The following is a 22,279-nucleotide window of genomic DNA, read 5'->3' on the forward strand; positions in this document are numbered from 1 at the left end:
GACGATCGCGAACCACATTGGCGGCCGTTGTTCCGTCGGTCGCGATCAAAGCTGACCGGCCGGCCGCTGAGCCTGTCTTGCGGACTTTCGGCGCGCATGCTCGCTACCGCCATGCTGACGCGGCAGGAGCGGTGGTGAGCGAGTTCGTGTGGTGGGTCTCGCCGCACGACGGCGAGTCCCACGCGATCCCGCGCAGCCAGGCGGAGGCTGGTGCCAACGACGGCACTGTGGACACCGAGTGCGACAAAGTGTTGCTGATCGAGCATGCGCAGCACTGCTCGAACGGCAAGTTCTGCCAGAAGTGCCTGGTGAAGGTTGGGCAACGCGTCATCGACCGCAGTTGGTACGTGTGACGGTGGTGGCGCAGCACGTCCACCGCGACGGAGACCGGTGGGGCGTCACAGTGCGCGAGCTGATCCAAGCCGCGGTTGATGAAGGACGCCCGGTGCGGCTGCACTGGAACGAGGCCGGGACTGAATGGGATTGGCCGGGCAACGAGTTTCACACCATCGTCATGCCCGCCGTCAGCGAGCAGCTGCTCGCTGACCACAACAGATGGTCGGGCCAGGCAGGTTAGCCGCAATGACGCCCTCGCAGCTCCTGTGTGACGTGATCGCTCAAGCCCGGCACACCATCGACAGCGCCGCCTCGCTCACGGCTCCGCATAGATGAGCGTGCGCTACCGGCGATGTGTGGGGAGATCTGCGGGTCAACCCCTCGCCAACACGTATGCAGCGAGTCGCTGGCTGATCTGCGACACGTGCCGCACCACCACGACACATTCCGTCGTGGCCCCACTGACTGGTGTGTCCCGCAGGCGCACCAGCCGCGCATGCACGCGGCCTGAGAAAATCGCACCATGTGAGGAGAAGCAATTATGACCACTGCAACGACCCTGCGCGACCCGCGCACTTGTGTGTCGGCTGAGGTGTGGGACCGCGAGGTCCGGCTGATCATGCGCGACCACGACATGGATCGAGACCTGGCCGAGCGCACCTTCGGCCAGACCATCGCTTACCTCGTCGTCGCGGGCGAGAACCCGGACCTTCCGATGGGACCCACGCCGGCCGTCGACAAGGGCGTCCACAGCTTCACTCTCGACACGCCCCACTACTTCGCTTTCTGTGAGGAGAACGCGGGCCGCTACATCCACCACATCCCGCACCTGCCCGAGGACGGTGAAGAAGGCCCGCTGGTCCTGAACAGCACGATCCGCGCCATCCGTGCGGCCGGGTTCCCACTCGATACCGAGCTCTGGAATGCCAAAGCCGCAGACTGCAACCAGTGCTACGCCGGCTGCCACGACAGCCCCAAGTAGCACCGGCATACCGCACCACCGCTGATACGGTCCCTCGTCCTGTGCCCTCTCTAGGGCGGGACGAGGGACTCCCCGAGGAAGGACCGTTGGTGAACAGCCCCCAAGCAGAGATATGGGAGCGGTACGCCGCCAAGTACACGCCGCGTCGACCGGTGAACGCCGCAGGAGCATCGACCTGGCTGAATTGGACCCAGTACCCCGACCACGGGCCAGACGAGTCCGTGCTCGGAGACCTCAAGGGCAAGCGCGTGCTGGAACTCGGCTCCGGAGCCGGCGCCAACCTCGCTCACCTGGCGACCTTGGGCGCTGTCTGCACCGGCATCGACATCGCCCCCAGCCGCGCCCACACAGCACAACAGACGTGGGGCAACCTGGGCGAGATCACATTCGCCACAGCCGACGCTGTCGAATACCTCGCCACCACAACCACGACGTTCGACATCGTCTACTCGATCTTCGGCGCCGTCTGGTTCACCGATCCGGAAATCCTCTTTCCCCTGGTGCGCAAACGAGTCAGTGATGAAGGTATTTTCGCGTTCTCGCACCCCCCAGCCAGCCCTCAGGAATACAAGCCCGGCCAGGTCATCCGACAGTGGCACCTTGCTCCTACCCGATGGACCGACCTGCTCACCGACACGGGCTTCGCCGACGCCGCCGCCGAGGTCATTGACGCACCCGAACCCGGCAAGCCCGGCACCGTCCTCGTGTACGCATCCGCCACCTGATCCCAAGATCGCCATCACGACTGCTTCGGCATACGCGACCCCACCATGTTGCCGACAGTCGGCCGACTGCGAGGAACCCACCGGATGTCTACTGCCGCCACCCCACGCATCGGCGCTCGGGTGCTGCTGCTCGATGCTCACGACCGCGTGCTGCTCATCCATGCCTGCGACCCGCACGACCGCCACCATCATTGGCGGGAGCTACCCGGGTGGAGGCCTCGAGCAGGGCGAGCAACCAGAGGATGCCGCTGTGCGTGAGGTCGCGGAGGAGACCGGACTCATCATTCCGTCCCTGGGCCACAAGCTGTGGATCCGCGAATCGCGCTTCCACTACAAGGGACGCGACCACCACCGCCAGGACCACGTCCTCCTCAGCCGCATCACCGACGCCGCGCCAAAGGTGGCGCTCAAGCCCACCGAGAACGAGAAGGCCGGACTGATCGAACGACGCTGGTGGTCAGCAGCCGAGCTACGCCGCTGCACCGACAAGCTGATTCCCGCTCAACTGCCCAGTCTGCCGACAAGTTCCTTGCGGGCACTCTCGACGTCACGCCGCTGAGCTTGCTCGACTGACACCGCCTCAAGGTCACCGGCGAGGTCAGGAGGCCACGCTTGAGTGATCCGCTACAGGGCCGCAGCCGCCTCAGTGAGAAGTTCCAGCGACTTGTCCTCTTCGAGCGCCATCGCCCACTGGACGCCGAACCGCTCCGCCCAGGTTGGCAGGCTCGATCTGCAGAAGCCTCAAGAAGCCTTCACGCCGCTCGTGGCCAGCTGGTCGCTTCGACGGATCGTGCGTGCACTACTCGCCATGACGATCAGCACACCGCCGCGCCGGCTCCCGATCCGACAAATCGTGCAACGTCCGCAACACCAGCACCGACGCGGCGATCTCGCCCGCAGGTCACTGCCGAGCGGTCGTCACGCGGGTAGGCGGTCGAGGAACGCGGTCAGCAGCGCGTCCAGCTGCCCCGGCTCCGGACGGCCATCCAGCAGGTCACGCAGGCGTGCCCACTCGGGCAGCTCGAACGCGCCGGCGAGGCTCGACACGGGCTGCGGGTAGCGGGCCTCGTGCGGGGCCACGAACAGGCCGCGCAGGGTCTCGCAGTCGCGGTCGGCGGCGGCGAACAACGCGTGCGTGAACCGGTCGGCGAGCCGGTAGCAGCCGAAGTCGACCATCCGGCGGTCCGTGGTGACCTGCACGTTCACCCCGTCGATCAGTACTTCGCGGCCGTCGAAGCCGACCGCCGCCGCTACCCGCGCGAGCCGTCGCGGCTCGAGCGGCACGACCACGCCGTCACGCACGACCTCCGGGCCGCCCACCCGGTGGCGCAGCCGGAAGCGGATCGCGCCGGAGGAACTCGCGGTGATGCCGTACCGGCGCAGGGTCAGCTCGACGTCCAGCAGTTCCGCGGCGGTGCCCGTGCCGGGGTCGCGATCACCCCACTGGAACTCCGGCCGGGTGCGGGCCTGCCGCACGAGCAGCACCGCCGGCTCGCCGGGCCGGCCCGCCCGGTCCAGGACGTCAACGCCCAGGTCGACGATCGCGTAGTGGCCGACCGGGCTCATCGGGTGGCCGGCGCGGCGCAGGGCCGTCCGGGCCAGACGTGCCAGGGCGACTTCTCGCACGGCCTCGCCCAGCCCCAACAACCCGTGCGCGCCGCCGGGGACCGGCCGGTACCCGGGCCGCACGCCGCAGCCCTTGACGTCGAACAGCACGGTGGCGCCCGCCGGTAGAACGACCGGGACCAGCGCCGCCCGCGTGTAGCGGGGCGGGCGGTGCACCCGCCGTTCCGGGCCCACCGCCCGCAGCCGGGTCTGCGCCCGGTCCTGGGCCGCCTGCGTCCGGGACAACACACCGACCTGCCGAGTCAGCCATCCGAGGTCGGTCAGGTCGTCGGCGGTGATCAGGTCGCCCAGGTCGCGGGCCAGGGCGTCCCGGTCGGCGTGCAGCAGGCGCGCGCCGGGGACGGTCACCACGTTCTCCGGCCGCCACTCGCGGCCGTAGAACTCCTCGAACTCGTCGAGTCGGGTGACCGCCACCGGCGTGGCACCGCTCACTCGGCCGTGCCTACTTGCACTTGTCCTCCTTGCAGCCCTGGAGGATCTCGCACGGCACGCCCCGCAGCACCTGCACGGTCCGCGTGGGCGAGACGTCGCCGGACTCGGACCGGTGCAGCCGCCACATCGTGCCCTTGAACTCCGCGAGGGCGGAGATCGGTTGCGGCGTGGAGGTCAGCGTGCGCGTCGCGGGGTCGTTGGTCTCCATCAGCAGTTCGTCGCGCTGGACGGGGAAGTGGTCGTGCAGCAGGCACAGGCCGAAGCGGTCGATGTTGCCGTGCCGTTCGAGCAGGTCACGCAGTTCGGCGATGAACTCGGCATCGCGTTCGCCGAGGGCTTCGGCTTCGGTGAACCCAGGCAGTGTCGACTCCAGCATCTCGTTCACATCTCCTTCGCGGTCACCGCCGCCCGGCGTTGTCCGGGAGCGGAGCTTGAGGGGGTCAGTGCTGCGGGTGGTCGGTCCAGTCGCGCCAGGCCAGCTCCAGCCGGTCGAGCACGAGCAGCGGGCTGGGCGGCACGTCGCGGCCGGGCGAGCTGGTCAGCACGGTGAAGGTGAACCTCAGCGGCCCACCGGGGGTGGGGTGGGTGGCGTCGAACCACGCGAGCACGCCGGCGGAGACGACGGCGGGCAGGTCGGTCGTCGCGGGGTCGCAGGCCAGCGGCGGCAGGAACAGCACCGGCGTGGCGGGCGTGGCCGCGGCGGGCAGGGCCGGGTTGAGCGCGATCGCGTAGGTGGCGCTCACCTGGACCAGCTGTGGTCCTTCCGGCGCGGTGGCGAACAGGGTGGCCAGCAGGTTCTCCCACTGGCCTCGCAGGGTTCGCGGCACCGGGCCGGTGCCGCCGATCGCCGCCATGTCCAGCGGGTCCGCGACGGTCACGGTCGGCCGCAGCGGTGTGGGGAACGCCGCCGGCGCGGTGCGGTAGACGAACGCGTCCGCGGTGGTGCGGCCGGCCACGAGGTGGCGGTTGCGCTCGGTCCACATGGTCGTCGTGGCGTTCTGCGCGGCCATGATGTCCAGGCCCGCCAGCGTCACCACCCGGTCGGGGATGGCCTGCCCCTTCGCCGCGGGCAGGAGGGTGCCGTCGGCGTCGCGGTAGGTCCAGGCGTACCGGTAGCCGGGCGGGGGCGTGTCGGGCACGGCGTGGTAGCCCGGCACGTCGATGACGGGTGGGTCGTCGATGCCCGTCGGCACGGCATCCCGGGCCGCCACCACCAGCACCTCGGTGGCGTCCTTGATCACCGACGACTCGGTGACCACGGTCTGCCAGGGCAGTTGGCCGCGCGTGGACGCTTCCGGCGCGGCACCCGCCCCGCCGGCGGTGAACGCGGTCAGCGAGGCCGCCGCGCGTTCGCACAGCCGCACGAACGCCTCCAGCACGACCGCCGCTCGGTCGATCCGCTCGATGTCGGAGGACTCGGTGACGGTGGCGACCAGGTCGAGCAGGTCCGTGCGCACCTGCGGGTAGACCAGCGCGAACTCCGCCAGGTCGGGGACCGGGTCGGCGGTGCCGGCAAGCGCGCCGGAGCCGCTGACGGCCACGTTGAACGCGGCGGTGAGGTGCAGGTCGTCCTGCGGGTAGTGGAACTGCTCGGCGTAGGTGACGAGGTAGTCCCAGCGCAGCACGTCCGCCCACGCGAACCGCGCCGACGGGGGCTTGCCCGCCCGCTGGTCGACCATCGTCGGCGGGCCGGGGAACGCCCGCAGCGGCAGTGGTACCTCGCAGGTGGGCAGCTTGCCGTCCAACGGCCACCGGTCATCCACTGTGGACGGTGGTAGGACGAACGCCAGCCACGACGACGCGAGGTAGTCGGTGATGCCCGGCAGCGGGCCGATCCGGTGCTCGACCGACGCGCCGCGGAAGGTCACGTCGAGCACGGCGTTCTTGCGGACCGCGCCGCCCGCGCCCGTGCCCGACGCGGTGACGGTGAACGTCAGCGGCGTGACGCCGTCGACCAGGGTGATCTTGGCCGCCGACACGGCCATGTCCGGATCGGAGCCCTGCCCGGGCAGGAACGTCCCGTACAGCTGCGGCGGGTGGGCGGCCTCGCCGAGGTCGGCGTGGACCGAGGCCATCACCTGCATGACCGCCGTGATGGCGTAGTTGTTGGACAGGGCGATCAGGAGCTGTTGGCGGAACTCCTCCTGCGCGGCGGCGAGCTGGCCGGCGTCGGGCGCCTCGTCCTGGAACACCGGCACGACCAGACGGGACAGGGCGTCCGCCAGCGACTCCTTGACCTCGCGCAGGCGTTCGTCCCACGCCAGCGGTGTGGTCGCGAGCCGGGTCACCAGGGCGGTGGCCACCAGCAGGTCGGGTGCGAACGCCGCGTCGACGGCGGCCAGCAGCCGGCGCAACCAGACGTCGGTGTCCACACCGGTGAACGAGCGCACCCCCGACGGCCGGCCGAAGTCGATGCCCGTCGCCGTCCGGTACTCGTAGTACGGCACGTCCACACGGGATTGCAGGCTGGTGTAGAGCGGGCGGGCCGCGTACACCAGTGGCGCGACGTGGGCGGGGACGTCGAACCCGAACCCGCCGGAGCCCTCGTCGCCGACCCGCAGCACCCACAGCCGCGCGGTGCCGCCCCCGGCGCCGACCTCCTGGCGGTCCACCCCGGAGGCCAGCTTGCGGCCGGGCAGGCACGCCTCGAACGCGGTAGCGAACCCGACCAGGCTGTGCGTGCCGTCGCCGGCTTGAGCGGGCGCGACCACGGTGTCGTCCGCGCCGACGGACGTGCCGGCGAACCGCGGGTCGACCAACGCCGCAGGCCTGGCCAGGCGCAACACCACCGACAGCTCGACCGCCTGGGCGGGAGCGACCTGGTCGGCGGTGAACGCGAAATCGACCACCAGCGGTGCCGGCGGCACGGCCGAACGGTCACCCGCCGCCCGCGCCACCAGGAACGGCAGGACGCCGTGGGTCGCGACCAGCCACGCCACCAGCGCGGCCCGCCGGTCGGCGTCGAACCCGAGGTCCACCTCGGGCAGCAGGGCGGTGACCAGCGCGACGGCCGGCGGCGGCGAGGCGGCGAGCTGGTCGCCCACCCGCTGGTAGACCGGCACCGCTTGGCGGGCCTTCTCCCGCCACGCGCCGTCGTCCGGGCCGGCGGCGGGCGGCGAGTACGCCGAGGCGTCCAGGGACGCGGTGAACCGCAGCGTCGGACCGGACCCGGTGTCCAGCACGCGGTAGGCGGCGGCCACGCCGGGCCACTGGCTCAGACCCACCAGCGGATCGGTGTAGGCCACCGGCATCGGCGTGCGCCGGGCCGGCGCCGGGTCGCCCAGCTCGCCGACCACGCGGTTGCCGAACGGGTCCACCCAGAACAGCTCCGGCTGGGCAAGCCCGCCGACCCCGGCGTAGGGGCTCGCGTTCGCCGACAGCGTGGTGTTGGCGGGTGGCGTGGTGTTGGCGGCGACCGGAACCACGCGGTGGAACCGCCACGGCTCGCCCTCCGGCAGGGCGGCCGGGGTGCGGGCCCGATCGGCCAGCGTGGCGCCGGGCACCGGGGTGTCGTGGCTGATGGGCAGGCCCAGGCCGGTCGCCTCGAACCACGCGTTGCCGGTCAGCCGGTAGCCCAGCAGGCTGAACTGCCGTTGCAGGTACAGCCGCGCGAACCCCGGGTCCGCGGGCGGTGGCGGCGGCGCCGGCGGGGTGCGCGTCGCGGCCAGGCCGAGACAGCCCGGCGCCGTGGTCGGCACGCGGCTGGTGGGACCGGTCGGCACCCGCAGCTTCTGGCCGGCCGCGAACAGCGGCGCCACTGTGGCGTTGTCGGCGGCCAGGGCGGCGACGGTGGTCCCGTAGCGGCCCGCGATGGCGGCCAGGTCGGTGCCCACCGCGCCGGTGCCCACGGCCAGCGTCAGCGCGGGCAGCAGCAGGGCGGTGCCCACCGGCAGCGGCCCCCACGAGGTGATCTGCGGGTTGGCGCGTTCCAGGTCGGCGGTCGTGGTGCCGAAGTGCGCGGCGATGCGGGCCGGGTCGCCGCCCGGGTCGGCGGCGGTCACCAGGTAGTCGCCCCGGGCGGACCGCAGTGTCGTGCCCCTGGCCAGCGGCGCCGTCAGGTTGGCTTCGGCGATCGTCGTCGTCCGCGTGTAGTAGCGGTGCGCCAAGGCGTCCAGGGACGGGTTGTCTCCGTCCACAAGGGACACGTCAACCACTGCGGGGACGCTTTGCGCGTAGACCGTCGCCGAGGACGTGTCGAACGGCGCGACGGTGGCCAACGTGTTGACGTACCGGTCGGCTGACTGCGTGTCCCACACGACGAGCACGCTCAACGCGGCCTCGCCCTTGTCGTTGAACAGGTAGTCGGGCAGCCCGTGCCCGTCGTCCTCGTAGTACAGGTAGTAGCCGCCCGAGCGGGTGATCCCGCCCTCCCACAGCAGGCGCAGGAAGTCGTACGGCGAGGTGAGGTTCCCGGCCCGCTCGGCGTCGGCGAGCGTCGGCGGCGCCGTGGTGGTGGTGAGGTTGGCTTGCAGGAGGCCGAAGGTCACCGCGTCGGCAGCGCCGGACCGCAGGCCGGCCGGTGCGCCCGCGACGGCGTCGGCCGGGAACACCACGGTCAACCCGGCCACCGGCGCGCTGCTGCCGTCCAACGCGGCCAGCGCCCGTTCCAGCAGCACGATGTCCGCCTCGCCGACGGTGAGCAGCTCGCAGGCCGGCACGTCGGGCAGGCGCTTGACCGTGAAGCCCACCAGGGTGGCCCAGCCGTAGCAGTCGATCGGGGACTCCACGAGCGTCCCGCGCGCCTCGTCGTACCGGCCCAGGACCGGTCGCATCCGGGGCGGGGCGTAGCGCAGCGGGTCGGCCAAGCCCGTGAGCGTGCCGGGCAAGGACCACAGCCGCGGTTCCCGGGTGCCGGCCGGCGGTGCGCCGTGGGGCAGCACGACGGGGCCCGCACTCAGCCACGGCGTCACCCCCGTCGTCGGGTACGTCGTGGGCTGGTCCGCATAGGACGGTTCGACGCCGACGGTGGCGCCCGGTGGGGCGAACCGGTAGTCGGGGGAGGCGAGGAACTCCTGCAAAGCCGTGATGGTGGGCCACAGCGAGTCGGGTGCCCCGTGCGCGATCGACACGGTGAGCTGGTCGCCGCCGCCGAAGTCCACCCACGTCAGCCCGGCCGGCCGCACCAGCGAGAGCGTCAACGGCTTGTCCTTCTCCAGCGCGGGCAGCGGGATCTGCTGGCCGGTGAGCGCGTACAGGCCCAGGTCCGGTTCCGCCGGGGCGGGCGTGACGCCCCGGGTGGGCAGGCGCAGCCCGTGCAGCGCGTACCGGCCCGCCATGCCGCCGATGCGGGACAGGCCGTTGGTGGCGGTGATGTCGTCCAGCAGGGCGCCGAGCGTCAACCGGCCCAGGTGCGGCAGGTCCAGCGGTGTCGCCGGGTCGAACCGGACCGCGTCGAGGGCGGGGTTGGCCAGCGCCGCGACGGGCAGGCCGAACCGCGCGGCCACGCCCGCCGGGGTGTCACCGGCGGTGGTCGGGTAGACCAGGTCGGGCAGCAGCAGCACCGAGGGCACCACCAGCAGACCCGCCTGCGTCAGGAGGCCCGGCGCCCGGTCCAGCAGGGTGGGCAGGTCGACACCGAAGTGCGCGGCGACCTTGTCCAGCGTGTCGTCGGGTTCGACGACGTAGGGCTGCCCGTCGGGTCCGGTCAGCACGGCCGCGGGCCGCAGCACGTCCCGCTCGTCGTGGTTGGCCAGCGCCAGCCCGCGCGCGGTCACCAGGTCACCGGTCGCCCGCGCCAGGGTGGTGAACGTGTCGGTCGCGCCGGCCTGGACGACCGCGCCCCGCACGGGGATCGCCTGCCCGGCCGAGAACGGGTGGTCCCGGTTGCCCTCCACCAGGTCCGCCGCGGTGAAGTCGGTGGCCCCGGCGCCGGTCGCCCACGCCACGACGTCGCCGATGCTCTCGCCGGCCCGCAGCGGGTAGCGGTAGGAGCGCAGCGCGTCCCGGGCCGCCTCGCACGCCTGCTGCGCGATGAGCCGGAAGTAGTCGGCGAAGGCGAAGCTGCCCACCGACTCGCCGTCCCCGCCGCCGAGGTCCGCCCCCACCTCCGCCCCCACCTGGACCGACAGGTCGGCGAAGTACTCGCGCAGCGACGCGAGGTAGCCCGCGCTCGTGGTGTTGAAGTCGGCGAACGTGTAGTCCAGCGCGGGCGCGCCGCCGTACGCGGGCATCCGCAACGCCAGCGGCGGCGGCATCGGCAACGGCGCCGCGTCGACCCGCCCCGCACCCGACGGCACGCTCACGTCCAGCCGGAACTGGGCGGCCAGGAACGCGCAGATCGCGTCCACCGGCACCGGGGTGGCGGTGGCCCGGTCGGCGAGCACGGCCGTGACGGCGGCCAGGTCGTCGTCGGAGAACACCGCCGCGTCCACCGCCGCGACGCTGTAGGGCGCGCCCGAGACGGGCAGCGACGCCGCCGCGACCCACCGCAGCACCTGCCGGGCCAGCAGGTCGAAGCCGCTGTCCTCGGTCTCCGGGCCACGCGGGACCGCCGGGTCCGCGGACTCGACCGCCAGCAGCACGACCGCGCACACGGCCTGCTCGGCGGCGGTCCGCGCCCCGTCGGCCGACACCGTCACCGATGGCACCAGGTAGCAGGTCAGGCCCTGCGGCTCGGCCGCCGCAGCGAGGTTGCCCCAGTGCAGCTCCGTGACCGCCGAGACGGCGGGCAGCGCGCGGCGGCCCGCGTCGCGCAGCCGCCGGCGGTGAGCATCGGCCAGCGGGGAGGACACCCGCCACGGCGCGGTGCCGCTGTTCTTGATCACGAAGGTCTCCTTCACCGTGAGGGAGAAGGAGAAGTGCAGGGTGATCGAGAACAGGCCGAAATCCAGTTCCAGCGACGCCCTGGCGTCCACGGCGGCGACCACCGAGACCGGGATGTCGTGGTAAGCGATGTAGGTGATCTGCGCGTAGGCCTTGATCTTGATGTCGACCGACGCCTTGATCACGGCGAAGTCCACGGCCCCGTACAGCTCGCCGATGATGCCGAACGTGCCGTCCAGCGAGAAGAAGTACCCCTCCTGCAACTGGCCGGCCGCGCCGTCGCCGCCCGCGCGTGAGTTGGGGTGCCACTTGGCCAGCACGCCCTGCACCACGCCGAACACGGTGATCGCGATGCCCGCCTTGAGCGGACCGTACTGCACCTTCTTGCCCACGCCGACCTGGACGCCGAGCCCGAACACGATCACCGGGTCGAACCGGCCGTTGGTGGCGGCGGGCACCTTCGAGGACGTCTCGCTGCTGAGCTTGCCGAAGTAGAACCCGGCCGCGCCGAGCACCGGGATGCCCGGGGGCACGATCGCGCTCACCGCGAAGGACCGGCTGAAGTCGTTGTTCCAGGGGAACCCGAAGTCCACCTGGAAGTCACCGTTGGTGTAGATGGCCAGGCCCAGCGCGGGCATGGTCACCGAGAACGCCCCCAGCTCGATCGTGCGCATCGCCTCGGGCAGCACCAGTTCGGTCTGGTAGACGCCGACCGTGTCGCTGATCCGCCGGTAGAGCACCTCGAACGCCAACCCCGCCAACACCTTCGCCGCCGGACCGGTCAGCGCCACGCGCAACCCGTACAGCACCGGGTCGTTGAACACCGCCGACAGCTCGACGGTGTACCCGCCGGTCTCCTCGATGCGGATGAGGCCGAAGTTCGTCGCCACCAGCCACCCGCAGTCGGGGTCGAACGACACCCCGCCCCGGGGCCCGGCGATCGGCGCGTCGCCCGGGCCGAGCTTGCGCAACTCCTCGATGACCTTGCGCACCGTGCTCAGGTCGCCGGCCACCCGCACGTGCTGGCCCAGCGCCGCCAGCCGCAGGTCGAGCAGCTGGTTGCCGCCGCCGGGCGGCGCCGGGGTCTGCTGCGGCTGGGTGGCGTCCCAGTTCAGCGTGTCGCCCTGCTGCCACGCGAACGACCCGGTGAGCCCGATCAGAACCTTGCCCTTGTCGGCGTCGTAGCCCACGCTGATCGACTTGATCGTGCAGAACCCCAGGTTCACCGGGCCGACGTCCACGACGAACCCGACCGCCTTGGTGGTGAAGTTGAACGTCACGTTGACCTTGGCGAGGGTGATCGACTCCAGCAGGTTCCACGGCGCGGCCAGCCCGTAGCGGCTGCCCGTGGCGTAGGAGATGAAGTCCTCCACCAGCTTGCCCAGCGTGACCGTGCGCAGCGAGCCGGTGGCGACCCACTCCTTCTTCTCGTTCTGCTTCACCTCCGCGTGCAGCACGCCCCAGTCCAGCAGGTACACGTACTGCTCACCGAAGCGGCACTCCAGCACCAGGTCCATCCCGCACCAGTGCACGGTGGCCTTCAGCTCGCCCGAGTAGGCGTTCTTCGCGTACGCCAGCCGCATCGCGGCCTCGATGGTGAGCGAGTCGAGGAACGGCACCCGCCACGGTTGCGCGGTCCGGCCGCTGATCTCGTAGGAACCGGTCGTCGGCTCGGCGCGCAGCGCCAGGGCGGTGATGCCGTAGTCGTCGGGCGGCGCGAAACCGTCCAGGTACCGGCGCATGAGCTTGGTCAGCGACAGCTCGCCGCCCGTCTTGCCGGCGAACCGCCACCCCTTCTCCGCGCCCAGGTAGGCGGCCTCCAGGGTGAGCTCGAGGGCGTTGTCCGGGTCGTCGGGCAGCAGGGTGGCCGAGCCGGTGAGGGTGCCGGTGGTCACGCCGGTGGCGCGGTCGACCAGCAAACCGATGCCGTCCAGCCGGATGATCGGCAGATCGCGGGAGGGGATCGGCCACGCGAAGCCCAGCGCGCAGCTCAGCGTGAAGTCACCGGTGGCCTTCGTGCCGTCGAGGGAGAACTGGGTGATCGCCGGCGGCGACGGCGGGGCGAGGGTGACACCGGGCAGGAACAACGCCAGCAGGTCGGTCAGCTCGATCCGGCCGTCGACCAGCGCGCCCCGGTAGGCCAGCTCCGGCGCGGCGACGCTGACCTCGACCACGCCGGTGCCGATGGCGAACCGGCCGGTGATCGTGCCGCGCACGGTGCGGGCCTGGCCCGGGTCGCGCACGGTCAGCCCGATCGTCAGGTCCTTGAGCAGCACGCGGGGCAGCAGCTCCCAGCCCACCGGGTCGTGCCAGCCGAGGCGGAAGGCGAAGTAGTCCACCGCGAACGAGGTCGGGTCACCGTCGGCGGTCAGGCCGAACTCGGCGTGCTCGACGGCCAGCGCGGCGACCACGTCCAGCGGCTTGGGCAGCACCGACACGAGGCTCACCCCGCCGACGAGCTGGTAGAAGGCGTCGATCGACACGCCCGTCACGTGGTCGGCGGTGAACACCGCGCCCCGCAGCGTCGGCGGGACCGGTGCGCTGAAGTCGAGTTCCACGCCGCCGCACCGCAACCGCCCGCCGAGCAGCCCCGCCACGCCCGCGCCCGCGTCGGCCACCAGGAACCCGATGAACGGCGCGGCGAAGCCGATCCACGGCAGGCCGTCCGGCCGCCAGTCCAGCGGTGTGGCGAACCGGAAGTCCAGCACCACGCCGTCCCCGGTCTGGGTGAACCGTGCGGTGACCGGCGAGCCCAGCGGCCCGAGGGTCCCCTCGCCGGTGACCAGCACCTCGGTGATCTTCCCGGTGGCGGGCTGCCTGGTCACCGTGGCGCCGGCGATCGTCAACCGCCCCTGGAACGCCGACTGCAACCGGGCGGTGAACTTCCCGATCCCGCCCGCCGGGTTGAGCTGCGCGGCGAAGTCCACCGGGCCGCTCGCCGCGGCGGCCGAGAACTTCTGGTGGAGACCGGCCAGCGTGTCCGGCGGCTGGGTCGGCAGGGTGGAGTCGAGGTAGGCCACCGCCATGTTCAGCTTGTCGTTCTCCGGTTTGCCGTAGAAGTCGCGCACCCCGGTGAAGTAGTCGTAGTAGGGGCCCCACTTCGCGCGCACCTGGTCGAGGTAGGTGCTGATGAACGCCGGGACCGCCGTGGTCGGGCTGTCCCCGCGCAGCGGCCAGTCCTTGGGTTGCAGGTTGAACCAGTTCGCGACCCGCTGGACCCGGCCGGCGACGGCACTGGTCCCGTTCGGCGACAGGATGCCGCTGGGGTAACCGGGGTTCGCGTCGCCGGCGCGGCGCAGCGGCACGTGGTCGACCAGGAAGTACGCCTTGCCGGTGGTCATCATCAGGTTGGCGCTGCCCTGGTCGGCGAACACCGGGGGCAGCGTCGACCGGGTCAGCACGTGGTCGCACAGGATCGGCGCGACGGGCGCGGCCGTGCGGCCCAACTGCACGTACAGCAGGCGGCGCGGGTCCTTGTCGGCGGCCTTCAGCAGCCACCCGTTCACGGCTTCCTGGACCCGGGCGAGGTTGTCCTCGCGCGCGGGCAGGTAGTCGAGGACCTGCAACCGCGACGCGGAGTGCAACAGCGCGAACGCCTGCTCCGAAGCCTTCCTCCGCACGGGTGAGCGGTCGTCGGGGAAGTGCGCGCGGCAGGCCAGCACGTCCTGCACGAACGCGAACGTGTTCTGCGGGAACTCCTGGTCGTCGCCCTCGTAGGCGTCGAGGTTGACCACGACCAGCGGCTTGGTGTCGGGCCGCAAGCCCCGCGCCAGGTAACCGGCCAGGGTGACCGCCAGGACCTCGCCCGCCGTGCCGATCTCGCACTCACCCGGGTAGCGGATGCCCCGCACCGCGCACAGGTCGGCCTGGTCCAGCAGCGCGTCACCGGTCAGGTACTCGACGATCGCGGACTGCTGCCCCTGCTCGGCGCCCCACGCCGGCGCGGGCGGCGACAGGCGGTAGGCGCGTTGCGGGAACCCGGCACCGCCCAGCAGCGCCACCTTCTCCAGGTCCACTGTGGACCCGTCGGCGTTCTCGATCGTGTGGGGCGCGGGAGAGCGGTAGGGCTGCAACCGCAGGAAGTGCTCGACGTTGAGGGCCTTGGCGTAGTCCATGTCCTCGACCGCGCCGCCGGTGAACCCCAGCGGCACGCTCTGCGCCGGCGGGGTCGCGCCGCGCCGCAACTCCGGGAAGGTGACCGTGGCGCCCTGGTCGCCGCCGAACCGGTAGGTGCCCGGCGAACCGGTCACCGGCACCAGTTCGGGCAGCAGGAGCAGCATCGCGGCCAGCCGGGCCGGGTAGCCGCCGTCCGCGGTCAGCAGGTACACCTCGACCGCGCCGGTGTAGCCGTAACCCGGGACCGTCCCGCTCGGCGGCGTGCACAGCCGGCGCACGACGTTGGCGCTGGACGCCTGGTACTCCGGCCCGCCGCCGTCGTCGACCAGGACCCGCGTGCCGGGGCTGCCCGCGAGGCGCTTGCGGAAGGCCTCGAACGCGGCGCCGGTGCTCGCGGTGTTGCCCGCCTCCATCACGTCGAACAGCAGGTGCAGGTTGGCCAGTGGCGAACTCATCGGATCCCCGCCTTGGGCTTGTCCTGGTTGTAGACCGCGTACCAGCCGATCCCGCGCGGGTCGCCGCCGGCGTCCGGTCCGCCGAAGCAGGCGAACCCGACCGCGCCGTTGGGCGGGATCTTGAGCAGGCCGAGGAACTTCAGCGCGATGTCGTTGAGCCACAACACCCAGTACCGCGACGCCGAGGGCGGCGCGGGCTCGTAGGTCAGCCGCAGGTCGCCGACCGACAGCTTCAGCACGCTCTGGACGGTCAAGCCGCGGCTCTTGCTGGTCACCCCCGGCAGTCGCAGACCCGCCATCGCGTCGTAGGGCACCACGGTCGTGCTCGAACGGTCGCGCACGGGTCCGGGCGACCACGCGACGATCAGCCCGGCGCTCAGGCCGACATCGCTCGCCAGCGCGCCGATCGTGCCCAGGTCGAGCTGGAACTCCAAGGCGTACCAACGCTTCCCGGCCACCCCGGACAGCGGCGCGCTCGTCGGCACCGGGAGGTAGTCCTGTGCGGACGGGTCGTCGGTCGTGTCGCCGTGCAGGAGGTCCTTCAGCCGCAGGCCGAACGCCTGGTAGAGGCTGCCGGGCCGGGACGTGGACCGGGACGGGTCGAAGGTCAGCGCCCCGACGTCGAAGCCGTACGCGGGCGGGTCGACCGAGGTGTCCATGACGACCGACAGACCGGAAAAGCTCAGACCGGCACGCGAACGCGGCCTCTTGGGCGGACTGCCGAAACCGAACAGGTCGAACGGCACGTCCTGCACCCCCGGCACCGCGCCGACGGCGCACAGCACACCGAAGTCGAGGAAGCCCCACAGGTCGAACCGCACGGTCGTGGCGTCCGTGGTGACCATCTGCGCCTTGGTGACCTCGACCCGGCGCAGGACGTCCCCGTCGAGGGTGAACACGCTGTCGTCGGTGTTGTCGAGCACGAACGCGCCCACGTCGCCCTGGAGCTGGTAGGCGCACTTGAGCAGGATCGTGTGGTAGACGTCGTCCGGGTCGTCCATGTGCAGCACCCGGTCGCCGAAGAACTCCGACAGGGTCAGCTGGGCCAAGCCGTCGAACCCGCGCACGGAGGTGTTCTCGAACAACGCCCGCAGCGTCAACAGCCGGAAGTCGTAGGGGCCGGGACCGGCCGGGGGCAGCGGTGCCACCGGCTCCGGGTCGGGCAGCGCCGGGTTGGCGTAGTCGACGAGCTGGAACAGCGAACTGGAGCCGGTGATGTCCAGCCGGCGGTCGCCGGTGATGCCGATCGGGCTGATCGCGACCCCGAGGTGGTGGGCGTAGGAGTCCTCCCGGTCGATCACCGCGAGCAGCCCGGCGAGATCGCCCGGCAGCGCGGTGAGCGAGGCCTTGAGGACCAGCACACCGGTCCAGGCCGGGTCGGTGGCGATGGCCCGGAAGTTGTCGAACCACACGCCGGGCCGATCGATGCCCGCTCGGACGTAGTCGGCCAGCCACTGGGCCAGCACCGGCAGTTCCGCCTCGTCGCCACCGTCGGCGCGCAGCGCGAAGTCCGCCGCCTGGGTCCACGCGGTGGGCTTGGCCACCAGGTCGACCAGGCGCCCCCGGCAGCCCTTGACGATCAGCACGTTGCGGTAGTCGCCGTAGGTGTTGTCGCGGCCGACGTCGATGGTGGTCTCCCACCCCTCGATCGACATCCGGTTGTAGAACGTCGGCGTGCCGTCCGGGGGCGGCGGGCCGGCGCCGGCGGGGCTGGGCCTGCCGGCCCCGAGGTGCTTCGGGTCGACCGCGACCAGGAACAGGTCCGAGGTCTGCAACGCCTGCCGCAGCACCGGGTCCGGGTCGTTGAACGCCAGCCAGCAGCCGGTGGCGCGGTTGACCCCGAGGACCACGGAGGTGAACGCCCCACTGGCCGGGTCGACCGACGCCAGCAGCCCGGCGGGCGTGGTCGTCCACTGGAGGTCCGCGCCGCTCGGGGAGGCCGGTCCGGGCGGGCCCAGGCACGCGCGGCGGGTCGACGCCACGGCGAACTGCTCCACCCCGGCGATGTCCTCCTCGCCGAAGCTGATCACCGGGCCGTACTCGCGCGGCACCGCGAGGCCGTACGGGACCAACGGGAACGGGTCGGTGTGCGGCACCGGCACGGCGGGCCGGACCGGGCCGAGCAACTCGTCGCTCGTCGGCCGGACGACCGTGTCGAAGCCGTAGAGCGGCGAGCCCTGGGGTTGGGCGCTGTAGCGGGCGGTGCCGCCCGCCGCCGGGACCACCGCGACCCATGCCGTGCGGTAGCGGTCGTCCAGCGCCGGCGCCGCCGGGTCGATCGGCACGCCGAGCGTGGTCGCGACCGGCGGCGGGTAGTCGCCCGCGAAGGCCGGCCGGTTGGCGGTGAACCGCAGCCGGTCCCCGGACGGCCCGCCCCGGACGGTCATGGTCTCCGTGGCGCTCAACCCGCACAACAGCTCCGTCTCGGCGTCGACGGTGAAATCGCCCTCCGGGCCGAACGCGAAGCCGGGCGGGCTGGGCGTCCTGGGGCTGCCCAGCGCCAGCGTCAGACCGGCCGGGTGGTCGCCCGAGGTGACCGGGACCAGGGTGACCTTGCCGCCGTGCGCGGTGCGGAACCCCGAGACCAGTTCGGTCGCGGTGGTGAAGCCCAGCCGGGTCCGCCCGGCCAGCCGGGCGTTGGTCGGGTCGCTCGGGTCGACCGACGCGGCGAACGGCACGACGTCCGGCGCAGTGGCCTCCGCCAACGGGTACCACTGCGCCCGCACACCGCCCACACCCGGGCACAGCAGCTGAAAGCCCCACCGCAGGTCGGTGAGCAGCTGCTTGCGCGCGATCGACACGCCGAACACGACCGATCCCGCCCGCGTGCCGCTGAACGGCAGGGTCACCGGCCCCTCGACCACCGCCGACGACGGCGCGGCGGCCCCCGTGAACCCCAGCACGGCGCCGGCCACCGGGGTCAGGGTGACCACGTCGCCGTCGAGGGCGACACCGACGCCGTTGCCCACGGTCAGGAACAGGTTGCCGGGCACCAGCGGCAGGCCGCGGCCCGGGCTGACGACCGTGACGCCGAGGAAGGTGCGCAGACCGATCACCTGGGCGCCCTCACCGGGGCGACGCGGGTCGGTCAGCCACACGATGCCCCGGTCGGCGTGGGCGTCGCGCAGCACGAGCGGCACGGCGGCCACGACGGCCCCGGCGTGGTGGCCGAGGTCCAGGCCGGGCGCGGCGGAGAACACGAACGTGCCGGGGCCCGCGAAGGCGTCGGCGAGCGTGATCGAGGCGGGCGGCGGGGCGGGCGGGTCGGGCAGGTAGAGCGCGACCCAGACCCCCGGTGCAGGCGCGGCGTACAGGTGGGGCGAGTCCGTCGGGCTGAAGACGACCATGCTCCCGGACCCGTCAGGTCGAGAACGTGCAGGTGGCGGCCAGGGTGGTGAGCGACTTCCCGGTGAAGTAGCCGATGGTGTAGGTGGTGTCGCGGGTGTAGGTGCCGTGGACCGGGACGCGCCCGGTAGCACCGGACGGCGCGTCGGCCCGGAACTTGGGCGGGTTGGTGAACGAGCCGGTGGAGGCGACCCAGATGCCCACCCAGTTCTTGTTGGCGCCGGCGTCGTTGCCGGCCGGGGTGCTGTACTTGGCGACGACCACGTCCGACGTGACGCCACCGGGCACGGGCGCCGTCGTGGTCGAGAAGTACTGGAAGCCCTCCTCCTGCGGTGGGATGTAGGCCCACGAGGCGATCGACTCGACGGTGCCGCCGGTGGAGTAGCCCAGGACGTAGTCGAGCCCCATCTTGACGTCGAACTCCACCGACGTCGTGCCGCTCGGGCTGTTGCCCTTCAACGGCGTGGTGGCCAGCGGGGGTGCGCCGTAGGGGATGGCGGCTTCGTTCTGCCAGACGAACACGGCATTGCCGTAGGTGCTGGGGTGGTTGCCGTTCAGCCCGGTGTACCCCAGCGTCACCCCGTTGGCGCCGACGGCGATGACGTTCAGCGAGATGGAGTTCGCCTGGGTCGGGTCGGCGTCGAGGCGTTCACCGGGTAGTTCGCCCAGGCGGTCGCGGTCGAGGGGGGTTGCGATGAACTTCTTCTCGGTCCTGGTCATGAACACTCCGTCCAACTGGTGCCGGGGTGCACAGGGTCCATCCGAACCAACGGGGCTAATAACCCCTTTCACCGGAACGAGTTGGATCGGCAGAGTCGCAACGACCGGGTGGCCCACGTCCCCTCATCGGGTGGACTTCGCTCTGGTCGCCGCCGGAGCCGGCCGCCGCGGTTCCCTTGTTCAGCCCAACAACCCCGAAAATTCGGAGCCGATGGCGCAGCACGAGCACCCCGAGTAGTGAAGAGTGCACTCGTTCGACGAGCTGTCCCCGCCCCGACCGGGGGACGCGCTCGCAGCCCAGGCGCACACCCACCGCGCCGCCACCCCGGTCGAGGTCCTGGTGAGCCACCACGACCCGGCCGAACTCCGCTGCGATTCGGGACTTCCGTTCCTACCAGTCGGTACCCCGGCTGGACGAGGCGTGACCGGCCGCGCGGATCGAGGCGGGGTTGGGCGCGGCCGGGTTCACCGAGCGTGCGTGACGGCATTTCCGTCGCGGGAGCGTTGCTGCGCGAGGCCTTCTGGCGCTGATGAGCGAGGCTGAGCCGCTGGAGAGCCCTCGTGCGGCTGCTGATCGACGTCGTACTCGCGCTCACCACAAGCCCCGTCGCCCTGGGACCTCGCGGCCCCCGGCAGTTCCCCGGCGACGTACTCCTCGAGCTCACCCGGAACTTCCAGCGCTGCGTCACCGACCGCGTGTGAGATCGCGTCGGCCAATGCGGAGACGGTCAGGGCCGGTGGGGGAGTGGACGCGGCGCAGCACCCGCGGCGTGCATGCGCTGAGCCCAGTGCGGCTGGCCGGCGACGAACGGGCACACGACCTGGGAAGTGCCCGCGGCGAGTGTGGCGGCGGTCGTTCCTCCTCCGCCGTGGTGCACCACGGCGGACATCCTGGGGAACAACCAGTCGTGCGGTGCCTGGTCGATCACGTGGAGGTCAGCGGACGTGTGAGTTGCGCCGCTCGTTGTGCAGCCCCCGATCACGCCGCCTTCGGGTAGTGGCGGCGCACGGTGGTACCGATGACGCGGTCGAGCGTGCGGTCGGACAGGATGCGGGTCAGGCGGGTGAGCACCGCGGCGTCCCGGCCTACGGTGTACCGGGTGCGGGGCCTGCGCGCGGTCACGACCTTCGCGATCGCCTCACCGGCGGCCTCGGCGGTGACGCCGGACGACGTGCCGGACGCCATCAGCGAGTTGATCGCCTGGACCAGGCCGCCGTAGCGCTGGTCCTGCTCGGGGCTCATCCGTGCCGCCAGGTCGTTCGCCGTCGCGATGCCGCGGGTGGCCATTTCGGTGCGCACACCGCCGGGCTCGACCACGACCACGCGCACGCCCAACGGTTCCACCTCGCGGCGCAGCGCGTCGCTGACGGCCTCCAGCGCGAACTTCGCACCGGCGTAGGCGCCGTAGGTGGGCATGGCGGCCTTGCCGCCGATCGAGCTGATGTTGACCACGCGTCCGCCGGTGCGCAGCAACGCGGGCAGCAGGGCCTGGGTGACGGCGACGTGGCCGAAGAGGTTGACCTCGAACACGTGCCGCCACTCGGGCAGCGGCAGTGCTTCGACCGGGGCGTTGACCTGGATTCCGGCGTTGTTGACGACTGCGTGCAACGGGCGCGGGTCAGCGGCGACGCGGGCGGCGAGGGCCTCGACGTGTTCGGGGTCGGTGATGTCCAGGAGGACCGGCTCGATGCCGGGTGCGCCGACCGGGTCGCGGCGCACGCCGGCCAGGACGTGGAAGCCCCGGGCGGCCAGCGAGCGGGCGGTGGCGGCGCCCATGCCGGTGGAGGCACCGGTCACGACGACGAGCTTCTGAGTTTCAGATGACGATGTCACCTGAACGACGCTATCAGATGACAGCGTCAACTGTACGATGGGCGTCATGGTCACCCGCGCGGAGTCAGCCGCCGCCACTCGCCGCGCACTGCTCGACGCAGCCGCCGAACTGCTCGACCTCGGTGGCCCGGAAGCGGTGACGTTGCGCGAGGTGGGCGCGCGAGCCGGCGTGACGAGGGGAGCGCCTTACCGGCACTTCGCGGACAAGGACAGCCTGCTGACCGCGATCGCGGCCGAGCGGTGGGAGCAGCTCGCCGACCAGGCGCACACGTTGCGGAGCGGAGAGCTGCCGCCGGCCGGGAAACTGCGCGCGGCCCTGCAGGCGCTCATCGGCGTCGGCCGGGAGCAGCCGCACCTGTACGCGATGCTGTTCCGGTGGCGCGACCACCGGCCGGGGCCGCTCGGGCGCCTGCACCGGGAGGTGTGCGGGCCGGTGGGTGACCCGGACGCGGCCGACCGCGCGGCCGGACGGTTCCAGGACGAGTTCCTGCGCATCGTCGCCGACGCCGTGGGTGAGCGGGACGCCCAGCACTACGGCGCGTTGCTGCTGACCGGCGCGCACGGCATCGCGGGGCTGGAGCACAGCGGGCACCTCGGTGCGGACAAGTGGCGGACCAGCGCCGACGCGCTGGTCGACACACTCATCCGGATGGTCGGCGCCGGGAGTCGGCAGTGACGCCCTGATCAGCCGCGATCCGCTTCACCTCGACGATCGAGCGCTCGATCCTGTCGGGGGCCACGACGTCGATCGCGACGGTGACGCTGATCGAGGTTTCACCAAACGGCGCAATGACCCCGCAGCGGTCACCGCCGAGTCAATCGCACCGAACGCCGCCGCAGAGCCAAGATACCGATCGGCAATCGCCGGACAGCATCCCTCCCGGCGTCCTCTCTTCGGGCGCCGTCGGGTGTCTTGATCATCAACTTGCGTTCGCGACCCAGGCGT

At 71.9% G+C, this 22,279-nt stretch carries 14 protein-coding genes; 7 read left to right on the forward strand and 7 right to left on the reverse strand.

Annotated features, from left to right (window positions below):
• Window positions 1–134 precede the first annotated feature (134 nt).
• The 5 genes from BLQ91_RS11205 (at window position 135) to BLQ91_RS11225 (ending at window position 2,602) form a co-directional block, all read left to right on the forward strand.
• The gene (locus BLQ91_RS11205) at window positions 135–353 is read left to right on the forward strand and encodes a hypothetical protein (protein ID WP_143022595.1); all 219 of its coding nucleotides are present in this window, start codon (window positions 135–137) and stop codon (window positions 351–353) included.
• On the forward strand, window positions 350–577 hold the full coding sequence (locus BLQ91_RS41185) for a hypothetical protein (protein ID WP_090096641.1): 228 nt from the start codon (window positions 350–352) through the stop codon (window positions 575–577). Before BLQ91_RS11205 ends, BLQ91_RS41185 begins: the two co-directional genes overlap by 4 nt.
• 300 nt (window positions 578–877) lie before the next feature.
• Window positions 878–1,318 carry a glycine-rich domain-containing protein gene (locus tag BLQ91_RS11215; protein WP_090096642.1) on the forward strand — a complete coding sequence of 147 codons (441 nt, stop codon included), beginning with the start codon at window positions 878–880 and terminating at the stop codon, window positions 1,316–1,318.
• Window positions 1,319–1,407: 89 nt separating this feature from the next.
• Entirely contained in the window at window positions 1,408–2,043 is a 636-nt protein-coding gene (locus BLQ91_RS11220) for a class I SAM-dependent methyltransferase (protein ID WP_090096785.1), read from the forward strand.
• Between the two features lie 250 nt (window positions 2,044–2,293).
• Window positions 2,294–2,602, forward strand: coding sequence for an NUDIX domain-containing protein (locus tag BLQ91_RS11225; protein ID WP_245733324.1), 309 nt, complete (start codon window positions 2,294–2,296; stop codon window positions 2,600–2,602).
• 359 nt (window positions 2,603–2,961) lie between these two features.
• Here BLQ91_RS11225 and BLQ91_RS11230 read toward each other — a convergent pair whose 3' ends face one another.
• From BLQ91_RS11230 to BLQ91_RS11250, 5 genes are all read right to left on the reverse strand, one after another.
• The gene (locus BLQ91_RS11230; protein ID WP_143022596.1) at window positions 2,962–4,083 is read right to left on the reverse strand and encodes a hypothetical protein; all 1,122 of its coding nucleotides are present in this window, start codon (window positions 4,081–4,083) and stop codon (window positions 2,962–2,964) included.
• A gap of 28 nt (window positions 4,084–4,111) precedes the next feature.
• Window positions 4,112–4,477 carry a PH domain-containing protein gene (locus BLQ91_RS11235; protein ID WP_143022597.1) on the reverse strand — a complete coding sequence of 122 codons (366 nt, stop codon included), beginning with the start codon at window positions 4,475–4,477 and terminating at the stop codon, window positions 4,112–4,114.
• Window positions 4,478–4,541: 64 nt separating this feature from the next.
• On the reverse strand, window positions 4,542–15,434 hold the full coding sequence (locus BLQ91_RS11240; RefSeq protein WP_090096645.1) for a LysM peptidoglycan-binding domain-containing protein: 10,893 nt from the start codon (window positions 15,432–15,434) through the stop codon (window positions 4,542–4,544).
• Window positions 15,431–18,781 carry a hypothetical protein gene (locus tag BLQ91_RS11245; RefSeq protein ID WP_090096646.1) on the reverse strand — a complete coding sequence of 1,117 codons (3,351 nt, stop codon included), beginning with the start codon at window positions 18,779–18,781 and terminating at the stop codon, window positions 15,431–15,433. The genes BLQ91_RS11240 and BLQ91_RS11245 overlap by 4 nt, the downstream gene beginning before the upstream one ends.
• Window positions 18,782–18,794: 13 nt before the next feature.
• A complete protein-coding gene (locus BLQ91_RS11250) occupies window positions 18,795–19,499 on the reverse strand; it encodes a hypothetical protein (RefSeq protein ID WP_143022598.1) in 705 nt (234 codons plus the stop codon).
• Between the two features lie 561 nt (window positions 19,500–20,060).
• On the opposite strand from BLQ91_RS11250, the gene BLQ91_RS41190 reads away from it, so the two are divergent.
• Window positions 20,061–20,201, forward strand: coding sequence for a hypothetical protein (locus tag BLQ91_RS41190; RefSeq protein WP_176959670.1), 141 nt, complete (start codon window positions 20,061–20,063; stop codon window positions 20,199–20,201).
• A 26-nt stretch (window positions 20,202–20,227) separates the two neighbouring features.
• On the opposite strand, the gene BLQ91_RS43605 is transcribed toward BLQ91_RS41190, so the two are convergent.
• Together BLQ91_RS43605 and BLQ91_RS11260 are read right to left on the reverse strand one after the other, a co-directional pair.
• Entirely contained in the window at window positions 20,228–20,389 is a 162-nt protein-coding gene (locus BLQ91_RS43605) for a hypothetical protein (protein WP_342670629.1), read from the reverse strand.
• Between the two features lie 89 nt (window positions 20,390–20,478).
• Complete coding sequence (locus BLQ91_RS11260; protein WP_245733325.1) at window positions 20,479–21,333, reverse strand: SDR family oxidoreductase; 855 nt, start codon at window positions 21,331–21,333, stop codon at window positions 20,479–20,481.
• A gap of 46 nt (window positions 21,334–21,379) precedes the next feature.
• On the opposite strand from BLQ91_RS11260, the gene BLQ91_RS11265 reads away from it, so the two are divergent.
• The gene (locus tag BLQ91_RS11265; protein WP_090096650.1) at window positions 21,380–22,009 is read left to right on the forward strand and encodes a TetR/AcrR family transcriptional regulator; all 630 of its coding nucleotides are present in this window, start codon (window positions 21,380–21,382) and stop codon (window positions 22,007–22,009) included.
• The last annotated feature ends 270 nt before the right edge of the window (window positions 22,010–22,279 follow it).

The organism is Lentzea jiangxiensis (assembly GCF_900104175.1).
In the GTDB taxonomy this organism is placed as follows: domain Bacteria; phylum Actinomycetota; class Actinomycetes; order Mycobacteriales; family Pseudonocardiaceae; genus Lentzea; species Lentzea jiangxiensis.